This window comes from Rhodococcus sp. CX, from assembly GCF_015865005.1.
In the GTDB taxonomy this organism is placed as follows: Bacteria; Actinomycetota; Actinomycetes; order Mycobacteriales; family Mycobacteriaceae; genus Rhodococcus.
Genome location: NZ_JADZGH010000145.1, coordinates 15721 through 32716 on the forward strand (window position 1 = coordinate 15721; position 16996 = coordinate 32716).

At 68.3% G+C, this 16996-nt stretch carries 19 protein-coding genes and 1 pseudogene; 8 read left to right on the forward strand and 12 right to left on the reverse strand.

Annotated elements, in window-relative coordinates; genetic code table 11:
• Positions 1 to 128: 128 nt before the first annotated feature.
• Positions 129 to 1502, forward strand: coding sequence for a M20/M25/M40 family metallo-hydrolase (locus tag I0Q12_RS15160; protein WP_197252692.1), 1374 nt, complete (start codon positions 129 to 131; stop codon positions 1500 to 1502).
• Positions 1499 to 3067, forward strand: coding sequence for a YfcC family protein (locus I0Q12_RS15165; protein ID WP_197252693.1), 1569 nt, complete (start codon positions 1499 to 1501; stop codon positions 3065 to 3067). Before I0Q12_RS15160 ends, I0Q12_RS15165 begins: the two co-directional genes overlap by 4 nt.
• Positions 3068 to 3076: 9 nt before the next feature.
• On the opposite strand, the gene I0Q12_RS15170 is transcribed toward I0Q12_RS15165, so the two are convergent.
• Complete coding sequence (locus tag I0Q12_RS15170) at positions 3077 to 3583, reverse strand: hypothetical protein (RefSeq protein ID WP_197252694.1); 507 nt, start codon at positions 3581 to 3583, stop codon at positions 3077 to 3079.
• Positions 3584 to 3757: 174 nt separating this feature from the next.
• On the opposite strand from I0Q12_RS15170, the gene I0Q12_RS15175 reads away from it, so the two are divergent.
• Positions 3758 to 3940, forward strand: coding sequence for a hypothetical protein (locus I0Q12_RS15175; RefSeq protein WP_197252695.1), 183 nt, complete (start codon positions 3758 to 3760; stop codon positions 3938 to 3940).
• A 73-nt stretch (positions 3941 to 4013) separates the two neighbouring features.
• Positions 4014 to 4667 carry a (2Fe-2S)-binding protein gene (locus I0Q12_RS15180; RefSeq protein ID WP_197252696.1) on the forward strand — a complete coding sequence of 218 codons (654 nt, stop codon included), beginning with the start codon at positions 4014 to 4016 and terminating at the stop codon, positions 4665 to 4667.
• 10 nt (positions 4668 to 4677) lie between these two features.
• Here I0Q12_RS15180 and I0Q12_RS15185 read toward each other — a convergent pair whose 3' ends face one another.
• From I0Q12_RS15185 to I0Q12_RS15205, 5 genes are all read right to left on the reverse strand, one after another.
• Positions 4678 to 4965 (reverse strand): hypothetical protein, encoded by a 288-nt coding sequence (locus I0Q12_RS15185; RefSeq protein WP_197252697.1) that lies wholly within the window; start codon positions 4963 to 4965, stop codon positions 4678 to 4680.
• An 84-nt stretch (positions 4966 to 5049) separates the two neighbouring features.
• Positions 5050 to 6645 carry an NAD(P)/FAD-dependent oxidoreductase gene (locus I0Q12_RS15190; protein ID WP_307846256.1) on the reverse strand — a complete coding sequence of 532 codons (1596 nt, stop codon included), beginning with the start codon at positions 6643 to 6645 and terminating at the stop codon, positions 5050 to 5052.
• On the reverse strand, positions 6642 to 7109 hold the full coding sequence (locus I0Q12_RS15195; protein WP_197252698.1) for an SRPBCC family protein: 468 nt from the start codon (positions 7107 to 7109) through the stop codon (positions 6642 to 6644). Before I0Q12_RS15195 ends, I0Q12_RS15190 begins: the two co-directional genes overlap by 4 nt.
• A 35-nt stretch (positions 7110 to 7144) precedes the next feature.
• Positions 7145 to 8170, reverse strand: a complete 1026-nt coding sequence (locus I0Q12_RS15200; RefSeq protein WP_197252699.1) for an NAD-dependent epimerase/dehydratase family protein — start codon at positions 8168 to 8170, stop codon at positions 7145 to 7147.
• Between the two features lie 103 nt (positions 8171 to 8273).
• Complete coding sequence (locus I0Q12_RS15205) at positions 8274 to 8840, reverse strand: helix-turn-helix domain-containing protein (RefSeq protein WP_197252700.1); 567 nt, start codon at positions 8838 to 8840, stop codon at positions 8274 to 8276.
• 66 nt (positions 8841 to 8906) lie between these two features.
• On the opposite strand from I0Q12_RS15205, the gene I0Q12_RS15210 reads away from it, so the two are divergent.
• Positions 8907 to 9260 (forward strand): hypothetical protein, encoded by a 354-nt coding sequence (locus I0Q12_RS15210; protein ID WP_197252701.1) that lies wholly within the window; start codon positions 8907 to 8909, stop codon positions 9258 to 9260.
• 101 nt (positions 9261 to 9361) lie between these two features.
• On the forward strand, positions 9362 to 10384 hold the full coding sequence (locus tag I0Q12_RS15215; protein WP_197252740.1) for an alpha/beta fold hydrolase: 1023 nt from the start codon (positions 9362 to 9364) through the stop codon (positions 10382 to 10384).
• A 78-nt stretch (positions 10385 to 10462) separates the two neighbouring features.
• Here I0Q12_RS15215 and dmpG read toward each other — a convergent pair whose 3' ends face one another.
• Genes dmpG through I0Q12_RS15230 form a run of 3 tightly spaced genes read right to left on the reverse strand, consistent with a single transcriptional unit; the run spans position 10463 to position 13277 of the window.
• On the reverse strand, positions 10463 to 11497 hold the full coding sequence (dmpG, locus tag I0Q12_RS15220) for a 4-hydroxy-2-oxovalerate aldolase (protein WP_197252702.1): 1035 nt from the start codon (positions 11495 to 11497) through the stop codon (positions 10463 to 10465).
• A complete protein-coding gene (locus I0Q12_RS15225) occupies positions 11494 to 12468 on the reverse strand; it encodes an acetaldehyde dehydrogenase (acetylating) (protein ID WP_197252703.1) in 975 nt (324 codons plus the stop codon). The genes dmpG and I0Q12_RS15225 overlap by 4 nt, the downstream gene beginning before the upstream one ends.
• Positions 12465 to 13277 carry a 2-keto-4-pentenoate hydratase gene (locus I0Q12_RS15230; RefSeq protein WP_197252704.1) on the reverse strand — a complete coding sequence of 271 codons (813 nt, stop codon included), beginning with the start codon at positions 13275 to 13277 and terminating at the stop codon, positions 12465 to 12467. Before I0Q12_RS15230 ends, I0Q12_RS15225 begins: the two co-directional genes overlap by 4 nt.
• A gap of 175 nt (positions 13278 to 13452) precedes the next feature.
• Here I0Q12_RS15230 and I0Q12_RS15235 point away from each other — a divergent pair, with 175 nt between their 5' ends.
• Both I0Q12_RS15235 and I0Q12_RS32930 read left to right on the forward strand, forming a co-directional pair.
• The gene (locus I0Q12_RS15235) at positions 13453 to 13902 is read left to right on the forward strand and encodes a DoxX family protein (RefSeq protein WP_197252705.1); all 450 of its coding nucleotides are present in this window, start codon (positions 13453 to 13455) and stop codon (positions 13900 to 13902) included.
• A 79-nt stretch (positions 13903 to 13981) separates the two neighbouring features.
• Positions 13982 to 14392: a hypothetical protein gene (locus I0Q12_RS32930; RefSeq protein WP_231610726.1), complete on the forward strand. Its 411-nt coding sequence runs from the start codon at positions 13982 to 13984 to the stop codon at positions 14390 to 14392.
• Between the two features lie 36 nt (positions 14393 to 14428).
• Here I0Q12_RS32930 and I0Q12_RS32935 read toward each other — a convergent pair.
• The 3 genes and pseudogenes from I0Q12_RS32935 to I0Q12_RS15250 all read right to left on the reverse strand — a co-directional run.
• Positions 14429 to 15523 (reverse strand): annotated as a pseudogene (locus I0Q12_RS32935) (FAD-binding oxidoreductase); the annotation flags it as partial.
• A gap of 250 nt (positions 15524 to 15773) precedes the next feature.
• Positions 15774 to 16217 (reverse strand): hypothetical protein, encoded by a 444-nt coding sequence (locus I0Q12_RS15245; protein WP_231610716.1) that lies wholly within the window; start codon positions 16215 to 16217, stop codon positions 15774 to 15776.
• A gap of 87 nt (positions 16218 to 16304) precedes the next feature.
• Entirely contained in the window at positions 16305 to 16967 is a 663-nt protein-coding gene (locus tag I0Q12_RS15250) for an ABC transporter permease (protein ID WP_197252707.1), read from the reverse strand.
• Between the last annotated feature and the right edge of the window lie 29 nt (positions 16968 to 16996).

Genomic DNA, 16996 nt, shown 5'->3' on the forward strand with positions numbered 1-16996 from the left:
CTATGACATTTCACAAAGGGTGAATCTAGAGGCTGGTGGTGGCCACTGCGTCCAAAATGCCGGATCGGCAACGGGTTCGGTGCCATACTCCGGGGGGTCGCACATTTCCTACACGGATCGAGGTAGGCATGTCTGATTCCCACAATCGGATATCCGAGCCCGTCGAGGATGCTGCGGCGAGACTCATGCCCGAACTGGTCTCCGATCTGTGCCGGCTGGTACGGATTCCGTCGATCTCCGCCGCCGGTTATCCACCGGAACCGCTCTTCGAGGCGCACGATCTGGTCGTTCGGCTGTTGCGGGACGCAGGCGTCGAACAGATCGACGACCTGGTGATCGAGGGCAAGACGGCGCCGGTGATCGTCGCGACCGTCCCCGGCCCGGAAGGCGCACCGACGGTCCTGCTGTACACGCACTACGACGTCGTTCCCGCCGATGACACCGATCTGTGGGAGAGCCCGCCGTTCGAGCCGGAGGAGCGTGACGGGGCGATCTACGGTCGCGGTACCGCAGACTCGAAGGCCAACATCATCGGAATCCTCGGCGCACTCCGCATCTACGACGGCAAGCCGCCGGTGACACTGCGCATCGTCCTCGAAGGTCAGGAGGAGGTGGGCAGCCCGTTCGACTTCTATCCCGTGCAGGCGCCGGAAGTGTTCGAATCCGACGCCATGGTGATCGCCGACGTCGGCAGCGTCCGCCCCGGAGCCCCGACGCTGACCGTGGCACTGCGCGGCTCCGCGTCCGTGACCGTCGCGATCGAGACCCTCGCCGCCGACAAGCACAGCGGCCTGTACGGCGGCGCCGCACCCGACGCGCGGCTCGCGCTGATCCACGCACTCGCCACCCTGCACGACGAGGACGGCAACGTCGCGGTCGACGGTCTCCGGCGCGAGGAGTGGACGGGCGCGTCGTACACGGAGGAGGAGTTCCGCGATCTCGCCGAGATACTCGAGGGCCGTCCCCTTCTCGGTACGGGCGGACTCGGCGAACGGATCTGGTCGGGCCCCGCGATCACCGTCACCGGATTCGACGCGCCCTCGGTCGACGGCGCCGTCAACGCGGTGGCCGGATCGGCACGCGCATCGTTGAACCTCCGTGTGCACCCCGAGCAGGACGCGGAGGAGGCGCAGGACGCACTGATCCGGCATCTCGAAGCGCTGCGCCCACTCGGACAGAGACTCGTGGTCACCGCCGGGGAGACCGGAAACGGCTTCGCGGCCGGAACCGGTGGACCCGCGTTCGACGCGGCGATCAGCGCCCTGGAGAAGGCCTGGGGCACCTCCGCGGGACTGCTGGCCGGCGGAGGTTCTATCCCCCTCGTCATGGCCCTGCACGAAGCCGTGCCGCGCGCCGAGAAACTCCTCTTCGGAGCGACCGACGGCTACGCCAACATCCACGGTCCCAACGAACGCGTTCTGATCGACGAACTCGAAAAAGCCGTCGTCGCGAAGGCCTTGTTCTTCGAGGAGTTCGCCCGCCGCTACCGGGAGCAGCCATGAGCACCGACACCGAATCCGCCGCACCCGCGAAGAAGAAGTTCGAGTTCCCGGGCTCGATCACGGTGCTCGCGCTCGTCACCGTCGTGGTGTGGCTGGCCGCCCTGGTGATCCCGTCCGGCCGCTTCGCGACGGACGAAGACGGCGCACCGATACCCGGTTCGTTCGAGCAGATCGACTCGCCATTGACGTTCGGCGAGCGGGTGCGCGAGCTGATCCTCTCCCCCGTCAACGGACTCTACGGAATACAGGATCCGATAAGCGGATTCGTCGATCCCGACAACCTCGGCCGGCTCTTCGGTTCGGTCGGGGTGGTGCTGTTCATCATGGCGCTCGGCGCGTTCATCTCGGTCAGCTTCGCCACGCGCAGCCTCGAGGTCGCGGTGAGTGGACTCGGTGCGCGACTCGGGGATCGGGGATGGCTGCTCATCGCCGTCATCATGACGTTGTTCTCGTTGCTGGGTTCCACGATGGGGTTCTCCGTCGAGACCTTCGGCTTCTATGCCCTCATCGTGCCGTTGATGCTGGCCCTCGGATACGACCGGATGGTGGCTGCCGCAACGATCATCGTGGGTGCCCTGACCGGAACGATGGCCTCGACGGTCAATCCGTTCTCGATCGGTGTCGCGTCCGGGGAGGCGGGAGTGTCGATCGGTGACGGCATCGTCCTGCGCGTGCTGCTGTGGGTCGTGCTCACCGCCGTGGCCGTCGTGTTCGTCGTGCGCTACGCGCGCCGCGTCCAGCGTGATCCGTCCCGCTCGCTCGTCGGATTCGACTCCGAAACAGACTCCGTCACCGACATCGATCCCGGTGCCGCAGAGAACGAACCGCCACCCGACGAGAAGCTTTCGGGCGTACAGAAATCGGTGCTCGCGATCACCGTCTTCACGTTCGGGTTGATGATCTTCGCGGTGATCCCGTGGTCGGCGATCTTCGGCGCGGATCCCGGGCCCGCCGAATACGAGCAGTACCACGAAACCGCAACGGATCCCTACTGGTTCGAACTGAACTGGTGGTTCCCGGAACTGGCGATGCTGTTCGTGTTCGCAGCGCTGCTCGTCGGTCTCGTCGCCCGCATGGGGGAGAAGAAGACCGTCTCTCTGATCACCCAGGGCGCCGGAGACATGGTCGGACCCGCGATCGTCATCATGCTCGCCCGCGGGGTCTCGGTGATCCTGAACAACACCGAAACCCTGGACACCGTCCTGAATGCAATGGAGCAGTTGGTCAGTGGCGCGTCCTCGGCCGTGTTCGCGATTCTCGTGACGGTCGTGAACGTTCCGCTGGCGTTCCTGATCCCGTCCTCGTCGGGGCATGCGACGCTGGCGATGCCGCTGCTCGCCCCGCTCGGTGATTTCGCCGGTGTCGGAAGGGATCTGGTCATCACCGCTTTCCAGATGGGTCACGGCCTGATGCTGTTGGTCGCTCCGACCAATGTCGTCGTCGTCGGTGGACTCGCGATGGCGAAGGTCGGGTACGACCGCTATCTCCGCTTCCTCTGGCCACTGCTGGCGATCGACTTCGTGATCGTCTGTGTGATCATCGGTTTCGCCGCGGCGTTCGAGTAGCCGGAACCGTCAGCTCTTCTTCTTGTCCTTCTTGGCCTGCCGACGGGCACCGGCAGCGATGCTCGATGCCTCGTACTTCTTGCGGCCGGACGACTCCCGCGTCGAATCGACACGAATCTTCCCCGAGGACTTCACCTTGCCCTGGCCCGCGACGCCGTCGCCGGCGACCGGGGAGTCGACCCGGGAGAGGGCCAGCCGCTCCTGCTTGAGTGCTTCGGCGGACTGCCGGGCCACCGCGCCGAGCCGTCGGCTCACCCGGGCCAGCGCGTCCTCGAACACCTCAGCCTTATCGGCGTTGCGCTGGTTCGCCGACCGGCCCGTCGCCCGGGACTTCTTCTTGTCCACCTTCTCGGCTCCGGCCCGGCGGTACAACTTCACGTACTTGTTGCGAGCCCGGCGAACCCGGCTGTGCAGGTCGATCAGGGCGTCCTCGTCGAGATCCGCCATCTGCGACTTCTTGGTTTCCCGAACCAGAACGTATTCGTCCTCGGACAGTGAGTTCTCGAGCTTGCTCATGCCGGCTCCGATCACCTCGGAAGAGTGGATGGGTGTCAGCATCGTAACCCGCAGGCGCACAGCCTCGGACGCACTTCGGTGAGCTTGCGTCGGCATGTTACCGCCCGGAACGGTTCCGCGCGGGCTACCGTACCGGAAGCGCACCACACATCCGGACCTGCGAGGGGCAGCGAGATGGAGATGGACGAACAGTTGCACGAGCTGGCGTGGCAGCTCAGTCAGGCAGGGCACGACTGGACCGCGGTGGCCGAGGAACTCGGTTGCGACGTATCGCTCGCGCAGGCCATGGCCGAGCGATACCGCGAGGACACGGATGCACGCGCCCAGCAAGCGCAGTTCCGTCTCTTCGACGTGTGACACACGGTCGCCGCGTCCACCGCCTTCAGGGCGTCCGGCAGAATGGCGTCCGACATCGACGCGGAGATCGGACATGCCTGACCTGGACGCAACCACGACACTCGACAGGCTCGCCGACCACGGTTCCTACTTCACAGTGGGTACCGGACCGGTGCCCGACGGAACCTGGCAGCCGACGGCGACGCTGCGTGACCCTGCCGTCCGCGACGACCTCGTCGCGTCCACCGCCGAACGGATGGGCGTGACCGAAACTCGTGTCGCCGCGTCGACCGTGTTCTTCGGATATGCGGCACGGCTCTGGTCGGTCGCGGTCGGCTCGGTCGTCGTCGCAGGTCGCTGCGTGAGCCTCGGCGACCAGGAACTGTTGTGGTGCAACGAATCCGGATCCATCCGCCTGCATATCCGGCAACCGCGTTTCGGCGGACCGGCAGAGTTGGAGGTCCTCGACGGTCAGCTCGTCCCGTTGATCGATGCGTGGTGCGACATCGTGGCGCCGGGACTGTTGTGGGGCAACGTCGCATCGGCCCTGCGCGGTGCGGGCGACGTCCTCGGCCCGGATGCCCATGCCGTCGTTGACGCATTGCGCCGAGACGCCCGGTTGAGTGCCGCCCTGGATCCGGAGACGGGACGTCGCCGCAGCTGCTGTCTGTTCTACCGCACCCCGTCCGGCGGAGTATGCGGTGATTGTCCGTTTCCCACCGCGCCTCTCGTCGAGCAGGACACCTGAGCGCCGCCGGTCACCCGCCGGGACTGTGCGTCGCGACGAAGACGAGGAAGACGACGAACAGCGCCGCGGTGCCCAGGGCGATACCGGTCAGCGCCTCGCGGTGGTTCGACGCAATTCCCTTCTCGACGCGGCCGAACCCGAGCCAGCCGAATATCACCGCCACGATCCCCGTGGGAATCGTCACGAGATCCCCGACGATCGGCACGAACGCGAACACGAGCGCGACGATGCCCGTGACCAGGGCGACGCTGCCGACGCCGTTGCGGTACGACGACTGCGGGGGATGCTTCGGTGGCATCGGGGCTCCCGGGTGCGGACGGATACGCGTATCCGTCCATGGTGCCCTGCTGCGGTGGTGATGTCGCCCGAGCGCTCGAACCCGCTAGTCGGCGAGCGCGTGCGCGATCATGCCCCGAACCCGTCCGCGCAGACGTCCCGTGATGCCGTGGTCGGCCAGCGCTGCCGCGGCGGCATGCGCGCCGCACATGCCGTGCACACCGCCACCGGGGTGCGCGGCCGCGCCGGCGAGATAGACCCGGTCGACCGTCGTGCGGGGCCCGGCCAGACCGGGGATCGGCCGGAACACCAGCTGCTGGTGCAGCTGTGCCGTGCCCCCGTTGACCGCGCCACCGACGAGATTGGCGTCGGCGAGTTCGAGGTCGCAGGGTAGCTGCACACTGCGATGGACGACGTTGGCGAGCGCGCCGGGGGCGTACTCCTCGAGTGTCTCGTCCATGCGCTGCGCGAGTAGGGTGCCGGCCTCGTCGTCCGACATTCCACGCGGGAGATGACTGTACGCCCAAGCGCTTTCGGTGCCCGCGGGTGATCTGGTGGGATCTGCGGTGGTCATCTGACCGATGATCACGAACGGTGAGCGCGGCACCGTGCACATCGGCGCCGACAGCAACGGGCTGGTCCGCTGGGGTGCGGATCTCAGCACGGGCACGGTGCCGGCGCTGCGCAGACTCGGCGACCGCCACGGAATAGGTTGGGACATCGCGTAGTTCACCTTCACCACGGGGGTGTCCCATTCGAACCGCAGCACGTCGTGCCGTACGCGGTCCGGAAGAGATTCCTGCGGCAGCAGCTTCCCGTACAGCGAGGTCGCCGAGACGTCGGCCAGCACGGCCCGCCGCGCGGTGATGCGCTCGCCGCCGGTGGTGTGCACGATCGTCGCATCGCCCGTCGGTTCGATACGCTCCACCTCACGGGCGCAACGTAATTGGGCTCCGGCGCTCGTCGCGCGTCGTACGAGTGCGGTTGTCAGTTCGCCCGCGCCGCCTCGCGGAACGGGATACCCGACGTCCTGGCCGATCATGGTGAGCAGATAGCCCATCAGGCCGCTGCCGGCGGCGTCGACGGGAATGTCCGCGTGCGCGGCATTGCCGTGGAAGAGCAGCCCCGCACTCTCGCCCTCGAATAGCTCCTGTGCCATCCGGCGCACCGGCAACGCCAGCATTCGGGCGAAGCGGAGCGTCTCGCCGGCGCCGAGGCGGCGCAGGGCCGTGAGTGGGCTCCGGATCGGCGGGAACGGACCGAGCAGGGTGCGCAGGAAGGGCTCGCGGACCATCGTCCACTGCTCGTACAGGCGCATCCACGCGTCCCCGTCACCGGCGCACCGGCGCTCGAGGTCCTCCGCCGTTTCCTGCGCCGTGGGCCGTAGCGTCACCGCGTCCTCGTCTTCCGGCGCACGCGGATGTCCGAACGCCGCGGGCGCCCTGGACCACGCCAGTCCGTGGGCGGGCAGGTCGAGTTCGGTGAAGACGGGGGAGACGGCAGCCAGCGGGTAGAACGCGCTGAAGAGGTCGGCGCGGTAGCCCGGGTGCAGTTCGGCGGTACGGACCGCACCGCCAGGCTCGGGCTGGGCTTCGAGGATCAGCACGTCCCATCCCGCATCGGCGAGCAGCGCGGCGGCGGTCAGTCCGTTCGGGCCTGCTCCGACGACGACCGCGTCGACCTGTTCGGCGATCGCACTCACACCTCACCTGCCGTACCCGCCGTCGGATCGGTCGCGTGCTCGGCGATCAACGACAGTCGGCGCAGGCATTCCCGGTTACGCGGGTATACGGACCAATCCTGGACGAGGTCGGGAAGCCACTTCCACGGCGGGGTGATCGCGTGCTCACGCATCTCGATCTCGCATCCACCGTCGCGTTCGGTGAGGCGCAACAGGATCTCGGCGACACCGAACGGCCAGGCACGCGCGTGCAGAACCAGTTCGGACCGCGGGACGGATCGGACGACTTCGGTGGAGTCGTGCAGGAGCCCCGGCCACAACCCCACCGAATGATGGATGCGCGTACCCGGGTCCGGCCAGTCGGCGTCGACCGCCCGCACCCGCGCGGCGCCCACAACCCAACCGGGGAAGCTCCACCCGTCGGCGAGCACCTCCCACACCCGGTCACAGTCCGCCCGGGTCTTCCACACCGCTGCTCGTGCCACTGTCCCACCTCTGTTCCGACGATTGCTTGCCCTGGTCACGGCACCCGTCGTATGCCGACCGTACCGCCGGCGACCAGGTCGGCGACCATCTCTCGTGGGCTTCGGGCCCCGAGTACCGGTCCCGTTCCGCTCGCACCCGAGCGCATACCCGCGATCGTCTCCCGCCACACCTCCCGGCCGGAGACGGCCGGAGACCAGCCGAGCACGCGTTGCGCGCGGCTGCAGTCGAGCAGGGGAGTGTCGTATGCGAGATCGATCCAGCCGCCGTGTACCGGTTGCAGATGTGCCCGCCAGGTGACCTGTGCGAGGGTGCGCAGGGTCCGACGCGAGACTCGCCACGGCCGGACCCCGAGGGATTCGACGACGTCCTCCGTGCGGACCGGGTCGGCGGCGGACAGGTTCACCACTCCGGCGCCGGGCGCGGCGAGGGCGAGTTCGACGGCCGCGGCCACGTCCGCCGCGTGCACGGCGGGGAGTGCGACGGACGGATCGATCGGCAGGACCGGGAGTGCGCGCATGGCCACTGCCGGCATCCAGGCGGGCATCGCGTACCGGCGCAGCGCCGCTCCGGCAGCGGCCTGACCGATCAGCCCCGGCCTCAGCACCGTGACCTCTGGTGCCCCCGTCGTTCGTGCGGCTTCGGCGACGATCTTTTCGGCTTCGACCTTGTCGGTGCTGTACTGCGAGGTGGGAATGCCTGTCGCGGGCCATGATTCGTCGACCGTCCGGCCGTATGCGCCGGGGGCATAGGCGGCCGCGGCGCGGGTACCGTCGATTGCGGTGCGCCGCAGCAGGTCCGAGCGATGGGACGGTTGGAAACCCCATGCGAGGTGGACGACGGCGTCGGCCCCGTCGAAGGCTCGGCACAACATCTCCTCCGCGTCCGGGTCCCCGACGTCGATCGCGTGCCAGCACGCGTGTCGATAGGGCGGAATCGACGGCGGGACCCGACGCGCAACGGCCACGACCTCGTACGCGTCCGACTGCGCCGACAGGCGTGCGAGGAGGGCGGTCCCGACGTTGCCGGTGGCGCCGGTGACGACGATTCGGAGCGGTGGCATTGCACAGAGGTACCCGTGACGGCGTCGGCCCACACCCGATTTCGTATCCGGACCGGTGGGAACTCGTCCGCAATCATCAAGAGCGGGAAGGTCGTCAGGAAATCTATTCTCCCGCTGCCGAATCGGCGTCTCCGCCTTCGAGCCCACCGACCGGCATGATGATCCGGCTGAACAGTCGACGGCGACGCCCTTCCCCGGGACCGAGTTCCTGATAGCGCGTCAGCAGTTGCGCCATCTCCGTGACGAGGGACAACGCCTCGTCGTCGGTCAGGTCGAGAGCCACCTGCCGGTAGCCGACGACGTCCTCGGCCAGTCCTCGGCGGTGAGGGTCGTCGAGGTAGGCATCGAAGTCCGCGAGCAGTTGCGCGACGAAGACGAGGAATGCGCGCCGGTGGTCGTCGCTGCTCATCGCCTCGGCTTCGTCCCGGGTCACCTGCGCGCGTTCGACGACGAGACGGAAAGTGCGTTCGACCGTTCCCCGGACGCGACGCTCGGACACGACCTCGAGCACTCCCGCGTCGGCGAGTGTCGAGATCTGCCGGTACAGGGTTGCGGGGGAGACGTCGTCGAGAAGGGTGCGCAGCTGGGCGGTGGTCGCGGTGCGGCCGTCGAGCAGCGCCTGGACGATCCGCAGCCGTATCGGATGCAACAGCAGTTCTGCGGTGCTCATGTATTCCCTCCGGCGACGATCTTCTCACGGTTGACATTGTTCTCAACAATGAGAATAATACCGGGTATGACAACAATGACGATCGCAAACGGAACCCTGCAGGTGCGCTTCACGACCCTCGAGAAGATCGCCGGTCTCATCGGCGACGTCGACGTGCCACTGAGCGCGATCCGCAACGTCGAGGTCCACGCCGACGGTCTCGCCGCGGCCCGAGGAGTTCGCGCCCCCGGACTCGGACTGCCGGGAATGCGCAAGATCGGTACCTGGCGGGCTCCCGGGCGCAACACGCTCGTCTCCGTCCGGCGGGATCAGCCCGCCGTGCGCATCGAACTCGCAGGTCACAAGCGCGATGCCCTCGTCCTCGGCGTGGACGACGCCGAGCAATGGGCGCAGCGACTGGGTACCGTGGAGCGTTCCTGACCGACCGGGCACTGTTTCTGTCCGGACACGAGTGACACGAACGGAGTCTTCCCTTGGCTCGGCTCATGAGAAACGCGCGACGGTGGATCGGCGCCGCAGCTGTGCCCGTGATGGCGCTCGGCGGAGGAGTATTCCTCGCCGGAACGGCGACGGCACTGCCGGTCACAGGGTCGGTTGTCGAAGCTGCCGGCATCGACAGCCCGCTGACCTTCGAGGCCGACGGGACCGTCTTCCACGGCAGTCTCCGCACTCCTGACGGCGCGACCGCCGGGGCCGCGCTGCTACTGCCCGGAAGCGGCCCCACCGATCGCAACGGCAACCAGCCCGGCGCCGCGTCCGGCACGCTGACCCGCACCGCGGATGTCCTTGCCGCCCATGGCATCACCAGCTACCGATTCGACAAGATCGGTAGTGGGGAGACAGGTCTCGGGGCCTACACTCTCGAAACCGTCGGCGAGTACGGCTTCACCGAACAGGTCGATCACGCCGAGGCGGCGGCCCGCGCGCTCGCGGATCGCACCGGGATCCCCACCGACGAGATCCTCGTGGTCGGGCACAGCGAAGGTGCGCTGACGGCCCTCGCCCTCGCCGACCGCGGCATCGGCAACGGTTTCGCTCTGCTGCAGCCCCTGCCGATGCGCTACCTGGACCTGCTGACCGCGCAGATCACCGCCGTCGCCGATTCCGGACAGCTCGGTGCCGACGGTGACGCGGTCCGCGCCGGCCTCCCCCGCACCGTCGAATCGCTGCGGACCACAGGGACCGTCCCCGCCGACCAGCACCCGCTCCTGGCTCAGCTCGGCCTCAACCCGGCCAACGCCAAGTTCCTCGCCGAGGCGGACGCATTCGATCCGCCCGTACTCGCAGCGCAACTCGCCACCGGCACCCCGGTGCTGCTCACCTGCTCGGACAAGGACACGAACGTCAGCTGCGCGCAGGTCGAGCCGCTCCGGTCGGCTCTCGCGCACACCGACCTGCAGTTCGAGCACTTCGCCACCGCGAACCACGGTCTCGAGGAACTCGGCCCGCTGCCGCCCGGTCCGGCGGATCTGGTGGCGCTCCTGCCCGTCTCCGGGGAGTTCGTCGCCGCGATGGACGGATGGGCCGCCGCGCGCGGTCGCTGACCGACCCCCGACAGAAACGGGTGATCCCCGGCCGGACATCCGGCCGGGGATCACCCGTGTTTCGACGCGATCGAGCGCTCAGCTCGCGGCGCCGACCGTCTCTGCCTTGCCGGCGGCGACGATGTCGAGCGCGATGTCGACGATCATGTCCTCCTGACCGCCGACGAGCTGGCGGCGGCCGACCTCGAGCAGAATCGTGCGGACGTCCACGCCGTACTGCTTGGACGCGGCCTCGGCGTGACGCAGGAAGCTCGAGTACACACCGGCGTAGCCGAGCGTGAGCGTCTCGCGGTCCACGCGGACCGGGCGGTCCTGCAGCGGACGGACGATGTCGTCGGCGGCGTCCTGCAGCGCGAACAGGTCGGCGCCGTGCTCCCAGCCGTTGATGTTCGCGACCGCGATGAACGGTTCGATCGGGCAGTTGCCCGCTCCCGCACCGTGTCCCGCGAGGGACGCGTCCACGCGGTAGACACCCTCCTCGACGGCGACGACCGAGTTGGCCACCGACAGCGACAGGTTCTCGTGGGCGTGGATGCCGATCTCGGTGCCCTCGTCGAGAACGTCCTTGTAGGCGCGGATGCGGTCGCGGACACCGTTCATGGTGAGCCGGCCGCCCGAGTCGGTGACGTAGACGCAGTGTGCGCCATAGGATTCCATGAGCTTGGCCTGCTCCGCGAGCTTCGCCGGCTCGGCGAGGTGGCTCATCATGAGGAAGCCGGAGACGTCCATGCCCAGTTCACGCGCGGTCGCGATGTGCTGGGCGGAGACGTCGGCCTCGGTGCAGTGCGTCGCGATACGGACGGACCGGACACCCAGGTCGTAGGCCTTCCGCAGTTCGGCGATCGTGCCGACGCCCGGCAGCAGCAGGGTCGTCAGGCGCGCGTTCTCGATGTGCGCTGCCGCGGCCTCGATCCACTCCCAGTCGGTGTTGCTGCCCGGGCCGTAGTTCACCGAACCGCCGGCGAGACCGTCGCCGTGGGCGACCTCGATGGCGTCGACCCCGGCCGCATCGAGGGCGGCGACGATCCGTCCGACATCCTCGGGGGAGATGCGGTGACGGATGGCGTGCATACCGTCACGGAGGGTGACGTCCTGGACGAAGATCTTGGTCATGCGGACACCTCCGAGGTGGTACGGATTGCCATGCGCTCGGCGGCGCGCAGTGCCGCCGACGTCATGATGTCGAGATTGCCTGCGTACGCGGGCAGGTAGTGGGCCGCGCCCTCGACCTCCAGGAACACCGAAACCTGGTGCGTCACAGCGGCGTCGCCGACGAGGGTGTGCACCGGCCGGTCCTCGGGAACCGGGGTGATCTGCACTTCCTGCTTGAGGCGGTAGCCCGGAACGTAGGTCGCGACCTCGGCGACCATGTCCTTCACGGAGGCGCGGATGCGCTCGTGCGTCTCCTCGGACGGATCGCCGATGAGGCAGAACACGGTGTCGCGCATGATCAGCGGCGGCTCGGCCGGGTTGAGGATGATGATCGCCTTGCCGCGTCCGGCGCCGCCGACCTTCTCGATCGCGTGGGACGTGGTCTCGGTGAACTCGTCGATGTTCGCGCGCGTGCCCGGACCGGCCGACTTCGACGAGATCGACGCGACGATCTCGGCGTACGGGACCGGGGTGACACTCGAAACCGCGGAGACGATCGGGATGGTGGCCTGGCCGCCGCACGTGACCATGTTGACGTTGTGCGCCGACAGGTGCTCGTCGAGGTTCACCGCGGGCACCACGAACGGGCCGATGGCGGCGGGGGTCAGGTCGACGAGGAGCTTGCCGAGCGGAGCGAGCTTCTCGGCGTTCGCGATGTGCGCCTTGGCGCTCGTGGCGTCGAAGACGATGTCGATCTCGTCGAAGTTGTCCATGGCGATGAGGCCGTCGACGCCCTCGTGGGTGGTGGGCACGCCGAGGCGCTTCGCGCGTGCGAGGCCGTCGGATTCGGGGTCGATGCCGACCATCGCGCCCATCTCCAGGACGTTGCTCAGGCGGATCACCTTGATCATCAGGTCGGTACCGATGTTGCCCGAGCCGATGATGGCGACCTTGGTCTTCTTGCCGGCGGGTGCCGGAGTCGTGTCTGTCACTGTTCCTCCTTCGAGAATGTCGCGGTCACCGAGCCGAGGCCGGTGATGTCGGCGCGGACGACGTCGCCTCCGGTGAGCGGCGCCATCGGGCCGAGAGCACCGGAGAGGACGACCTGTCCGGCGCGCAGGGGTTCGCCGAACTCGCGTGCGGTGCGCGCGAGCCAGGACAGGGCGTTGAGGGGGTCGCCGAGGCATGCCGCGCCGTTGCCGGTGGACACGGTCTCGCCGTTGATCGACATGGTCATCTCGGCGGCGATGGGTTCGAACTCGTCGAGCGTGACCTGCCGGCCGCCGAGAACGTACACGCCGCTCGACGCGTTGTCGGCGACGGTGTCGGCGAACTTGATGTCCCAGTCGGCGACGCGGCTGTCGACGATCTCGAGGGCGGCGACCGCGTAGGCGACCGCGCCGCGGACCTGCTCGACGTCGAGGGGACCGTCGGCCAGATCCTCGGCGAGCACGAACGCGACCTCGGCCTCGGCCTTCGGCTGCAGCAGCCGCGAGATCGGAATGACGGTGTCCTCGTCGTAGACCATGTCGTCGAACAGCACACCGAAGTCGGGGCGGTCGACACCCAGCTGTGCCTGTACTGCGGGCGACGTCAGGCCGATCTTGCGGCCGACGATCGTCGCGCCCGCGGCGAGCTTCGCCTCGGTGAGGTGTTTCTGCACTTCGTAGGCGACCGCGATGTCGGTCGCTCCGATGAGGTCACGGATGGGTGCGCACGGCACTCCGCTGGCCGCGGCGGTGAGCAGGCGCTCCGCGGCCTCGCCGATCGCGGCGGTGTCGGTATCGATTTTCTGCGACATGTCTCTCAGCCTGAGGGGTGTACGGGCTGGGGAACAGCGCGGCGTACCGCTGAGTGGAACGGTCCGGTGAACTTGGTTGACACGTCAACTTCAGCTCCGTACCTTCTAGTTGAAGCATCAACCATCAAGGGTGTCTGCGCGAGCGCCGGCGTCCGTCCGTCTCGAAGGGTTCGCAATGAACAATCCCGCTGTCCGCAACACCGGAATCCTCCTCGCCCGCATCGCGCTGGGCGTCATCTTCCTCGCGCACGGCCTGCAGAAGGTCAACTCCTGGGGCTTCGAAGGCACCAAGGCCGGATTCGAAGCCATGGGCGCCCCGGTGCCCGCGGTGTCCGCCTTCCTCGCGACCTGGATCGAGGTCCTCGGCGGCCTCGCGCTGATCGTCGGCGTGCTCACCCCGATCGTCGGCGGCCTCCTGTTCCTCAACATGATCGGCGCGCTGTTCATCACCCACATCGGCAACGGCCTGTGGGTGTCCGACGGCGGATACGAACTGGTCCTCGCGCTCGGCGCGGGTGCGCTGCTGCTCGCGGTCGTCGGTGCCGGCAAGTGCAGCGTCGACGCACTGCTCGCCGGCAAGCTGCCCTGGCTCGCCACCGAATCGGAGCCCGCACTCACCCGATAGATCGCACGAGTTCGCTCGTCACCGTTAAGGTGATGCGACAGTTCGCAATCCGAGGTCGGGGAGAAAAGTGGGCACGAACATGCGCAGAGTTGCTCGACGTGCTGCCCGTCTCGTCGCGATCGTGGTGGGCGCCGGCCTCGTCGGCGTCGGTGGTGCGGGCATCGCTGCCGCCGACGAATGGCCGCCGGTGCCCGACGAACCCAGCGCCATCGGTCCGTACGAGACGAGCGGATTCCTCACCCCGGACAACCCCGACTTCTGGAACCCGCTCGTCGCCCGGGATCGGCTGACGTCGCCGTTCGGCAACAGCACCCGCATCGTATGCACCGCCTTCCACGGCGTGCTGATGGACTGCTGGCAGGCCGATCGGGACGGCAACCCGCACAAGCTTGTGAGGTTGCCGTTCAACTTCCCGGCCGTCACCGGGTCGACGCTGCCGGGTGGCGGTCCCGGACACTACGTCTACCCGGGATTCATCCCCGGCATCTGAGCGGGCGTCAGGGCTGCGGGTCGTGGTGGCCCGCACCATCGACGGTGATCCGCAGATCTGTACGTCGTGGTCGGTCCACGTGGCGTGCTCCGCGACGACCTGTCCCACGACGCCCTCGCGCACAGCAGTGCCGGGGCCGGACGAACCGGTGTGCCAGAGCGGGGTCTCCGTGTTCTCGACGACCGGGACCACCGTGAGCCACGGGGAGATCCGGGCCAGGGACTCGAGCGTCGGCAGGTCGTAGAGGTCGTAGGGGAAACGCCCGGAGTAGAAAACGTGCGTGGGCAGGTTGTCGGTCCGTTGCGCCATCGCCATGAGTTGCGCGCGGATCGGTGCGATACCGGTGCCGGACGCGATCATCAGGCGGGGGCGGCCCGCGCGGTCGCCGTCGTCGCGAGCGCCGAGGGAGCCCAGGGGTGAACCGAGCACCCACGTTTCCCCGACCTGGGTGTGCCGGACGATGGACGGGCTGACCCAGCCGCCGGACACGCGCCGGACGTGGAACTCGATCAGCCCCGTACGGTCGGCCGGTATCGCCGGGGACAGGTACCGCCACATACGCAGCCGCCCCGGCACCTGGACACTGACGTACTGCCCGGCGGCGTAATCCATGGGCTTGTCGAGCTGCAATCGGATCACGGCGATGTCGTCGGTGACCAGGCGATGCTCGATGACGGTGCCGACCCACGCGGCCGGCCCCTCGTCGGCCTCGGCCGCCTCCGCCATCGCGGTGGTGATGAGATCGAGTGCAGTACACCATGATTCGGCGAGATCGCGCGTCCAGTTCTCGCCGTTCGCCTGTTCGACCGCGAGTGCGAGTGCCTCGGTGAGACAGGCGAATCGGGAGGGGTCGAGACCGTGCTTGCGGTGCTCGCGCCCGAGCTGCCGGACGAGCGGCAGGACCGATTCCGGCCGGTCCAGCCCGTCGACGATGTGTGCCAGGCCGCGCACGATCCGATCACGCTGACCGGCCATCGTCGCGGGAAAGAACTCGCGTGTCTCGGGATGGCGCGCGAAGAGGATCGAGTAGAACGAGTTGGACAGGGCGTGTGTTCGGTCGGGGCTGTCGGTCAGCGACTCGAAGTTGGTCCGGATCAGCGAGCACTGCCTCGAATCCACTGCGTTCGTCACCTCCGTCGCGTGTCCTCTCCCGATCGGTACGGGGGGACGACCGGGATTCGACTCTAGGCGTCACGCGTGATGCGGCGACGGCCTCCGGCTTTCGGAAACGGCTCGGCTGCAACCTGTTCCAGGACCATGGATACAGGTCCGAGGTCCCGGGCCGTTGGGGCCTCCCGGCCATCGTTCGACGTAGGCACCACCGACGTCGACGCCTCCCGATCGTGACGAACGTCTCGCGCGTGGTCCGCGCCGCGGCGGGTCACGCGGCGGCCACCGAACACCAGTCGACGGTGACCGACCGCGCGCCGGAAAAACACAGCAGGCACCGCAACGGCCCGTCGCAGCACAGCTGCCGGTCCAGTTCGCGCTGCTCGGCGGCCTCGTCGAGGTCGCCGGTGCCGACGAGGATCTCCGCGGGCAGTCCGCTGCGCCCACCTTCCAGCAGCAGGCGTTCCTCGCCGACCGCGCGGACCGGCACGTCCTCGCCGCCCTCCACGTCCCCGACCATCAGGGCCACGTAGTCGTGATCCTCTTCGGCGTCGTGGTACGCGACCAGACGTCCCCGCACCGTCTCCGTGACCACCCGCCGGTCCATCGTCAGCCCCGACTGCGACGCGGGGTCCGTGACCACCGCCGTCAGTGTCCGCGGAAGCATCACCCGTCGCGATGTCCAACTGAAGTACGTCCCGCGCCCGGTGTTCATGGCGCTCGCCTCCTGTGTCGAACCATCAGGTGTCGAACCATCTCTTCGAACACCAGTGTGAAACGGCGGTACGACACGTTTGCCGGCTCAGCGCAGGCCCGGGGACACCAGCAGCCGCCGCAGCCCCGCGAAGATCGCAAGTACCACGAGCGAGCACACCGCGGCCAGCGCCGCCCCACCCACGACGAGCGTGTAGTCGTTGCGGGCGAGCCCGTCGACGATCGGGCGGCCCACCCCGCCGAAGCTGACGGCCGCGGCGATGGTCGCGGTCGCGACGATCTGCACCGCCGCGGTCCGCGTTCCCACCAGGATCAGCGGCAGTGCGACGGGCAGCTGCGCCCCGAACAGCACCTGCCGTCGCGTCATCCCCATCCCGCGCGCGGCGTCGGTGAGGGCGGGATCGACACCGCGGATCCCCTCGTACGTGTTGAGCAGGATCGGCGGGATCGCGAGCGCGAGCAGCGGGATCAGCACCGGCACCAGACCGATCCCGGACAGCACGACGAGCAGCACGAGCAGACCGTAGGTGGGCAGGGCGCGCGCCGAGTTCGCGATCAGCGTGACCACGGCACCGCCCCGGCCGGTGTGTCCCGTCCACAGGCCGAGGGGGAACGCGATCCCGAACGCGAGACCCAGCGCGAGCACCGTGTACCCGAAGTGCTCGCGCAGCCGGGTCGGGATGCCGCCCGGTCCGGTCCAGTTCGCGGACGTGCCGAAGTACTCGCCCAGGTAGTGCAGCAGTGTGTTCATGTCGCACCGCTCCGTGTATTCATGGCGCA

Excerpts from the sequence above, each read along its gene's own strand:
- I0Q12_RS15250 (WP_197252707.1), bottom strand. The coding sequence starts at position 16,967 with ATGAACACACTGCTGCACTACCTGGGCGAGTACTTCGGCACGTCCGCG.
- I0Q12_RS15205 (WP_197252700.1), bottom strand. The coding sequence starts at position 8,840 with ATGAGCACCGCAGAACTGCTGTTGCATCCGATACGGCTGCGGATCGTC.
- I0Q12_RS15245 (WP_231610716.1), bottom strand. The coding sequence starts at position 16,217 with ATGAACACCGGGCGCGGGACGTACTTCAGTTGGACATCGCGACGGGTG.
- I0Q12_RS15175 (WP_197252695.1), top strand. The coding sequence starts at position 3,758 with ATGGAGATGGACGAACAGTTGCACGAGCTGGCGTGGCAGCTCAGTCAG.
- I0Q12_RS15185 (WP_197252697.1), bottom strand. The coding sequence starts at position 4,965 with ATGCCACCGAAGCATCCCCCGCAGTCGTCGTACCGCAACGGCGTCGGC.
- I0Q12_RS15170 (WP_197252694.1), bottom strand. The coding sequence starts at position 3,583 with ATGAGCAAGCTCGAGAACTCACTGTCCGAGGACGAATACGTTCTGGTT.
- I0Q12_RS15210 (WP_197252701.1), top strand. The coding sequence starts at position 8,907 with ATGACAACAATGACGATCGCAAACGGAACCCTGCAGGTGCGCTTCACG.
- I0Q12_RS15165 (WP_197252693.1), top strand. The coding sequence starts at position 1,499 with ATGAGCACCGACACCGAATCCGCCGCACCCGCGAAGAAGAAGTTCGAG.
- I0Q12_RS15180 (WP_197252696.1), top strand. The coding sequence starts at position 4,014 with ATGCCTGACCTGGACGCAACCACGACACTCGACAGGCTCGCCGACCAC.
- I0Q12_RS15230 (WP_197252704.1), bottom strand. The coding sequence starts at position 13,277 with ATGTCGCAGAAAATCGATACCGACACCGCCGCGATCGGCGAGGCCGCG.
- I0Q12_RS15160 (WP_197252692.1), top strand. The coding sequence starts at position 129 with ATGTCTGATTCCCACAATCGGATATCCGAGCCCGTCGAGGATGCTGCG.
- dmpG (WP_197252702.1), bottom strand. The coding sequence starts at position 11,497 with ATGACCAAGATCTTCGTCCAGGACGTCACCCTCCGTGACGGTATGCAC.
- I0Q12_RS15200 (WP_197252699.1), bottom strand. The coding sequence starts at position 8,170 with ATGCCACCGCTCCGAATCGTCGTCACCGGCGCCACCGGCAACGTCGGG.
- I0Q12_RS15235 (WP_197252705.1), top strand. The coding sequence starts at position 13,453 with ATGAACAATCCCGCTGTCCGCAACACCGGAATCCTCCTCGCCCGCATC.
- I0Q12_RS32930 (WP_231610726.1), top strand. The coding sequence starts at position 13,982 with ATGCGCAGAGTTGCTCGACGTGCTGCCCGTCTCGTCGCGATCGTGGTG.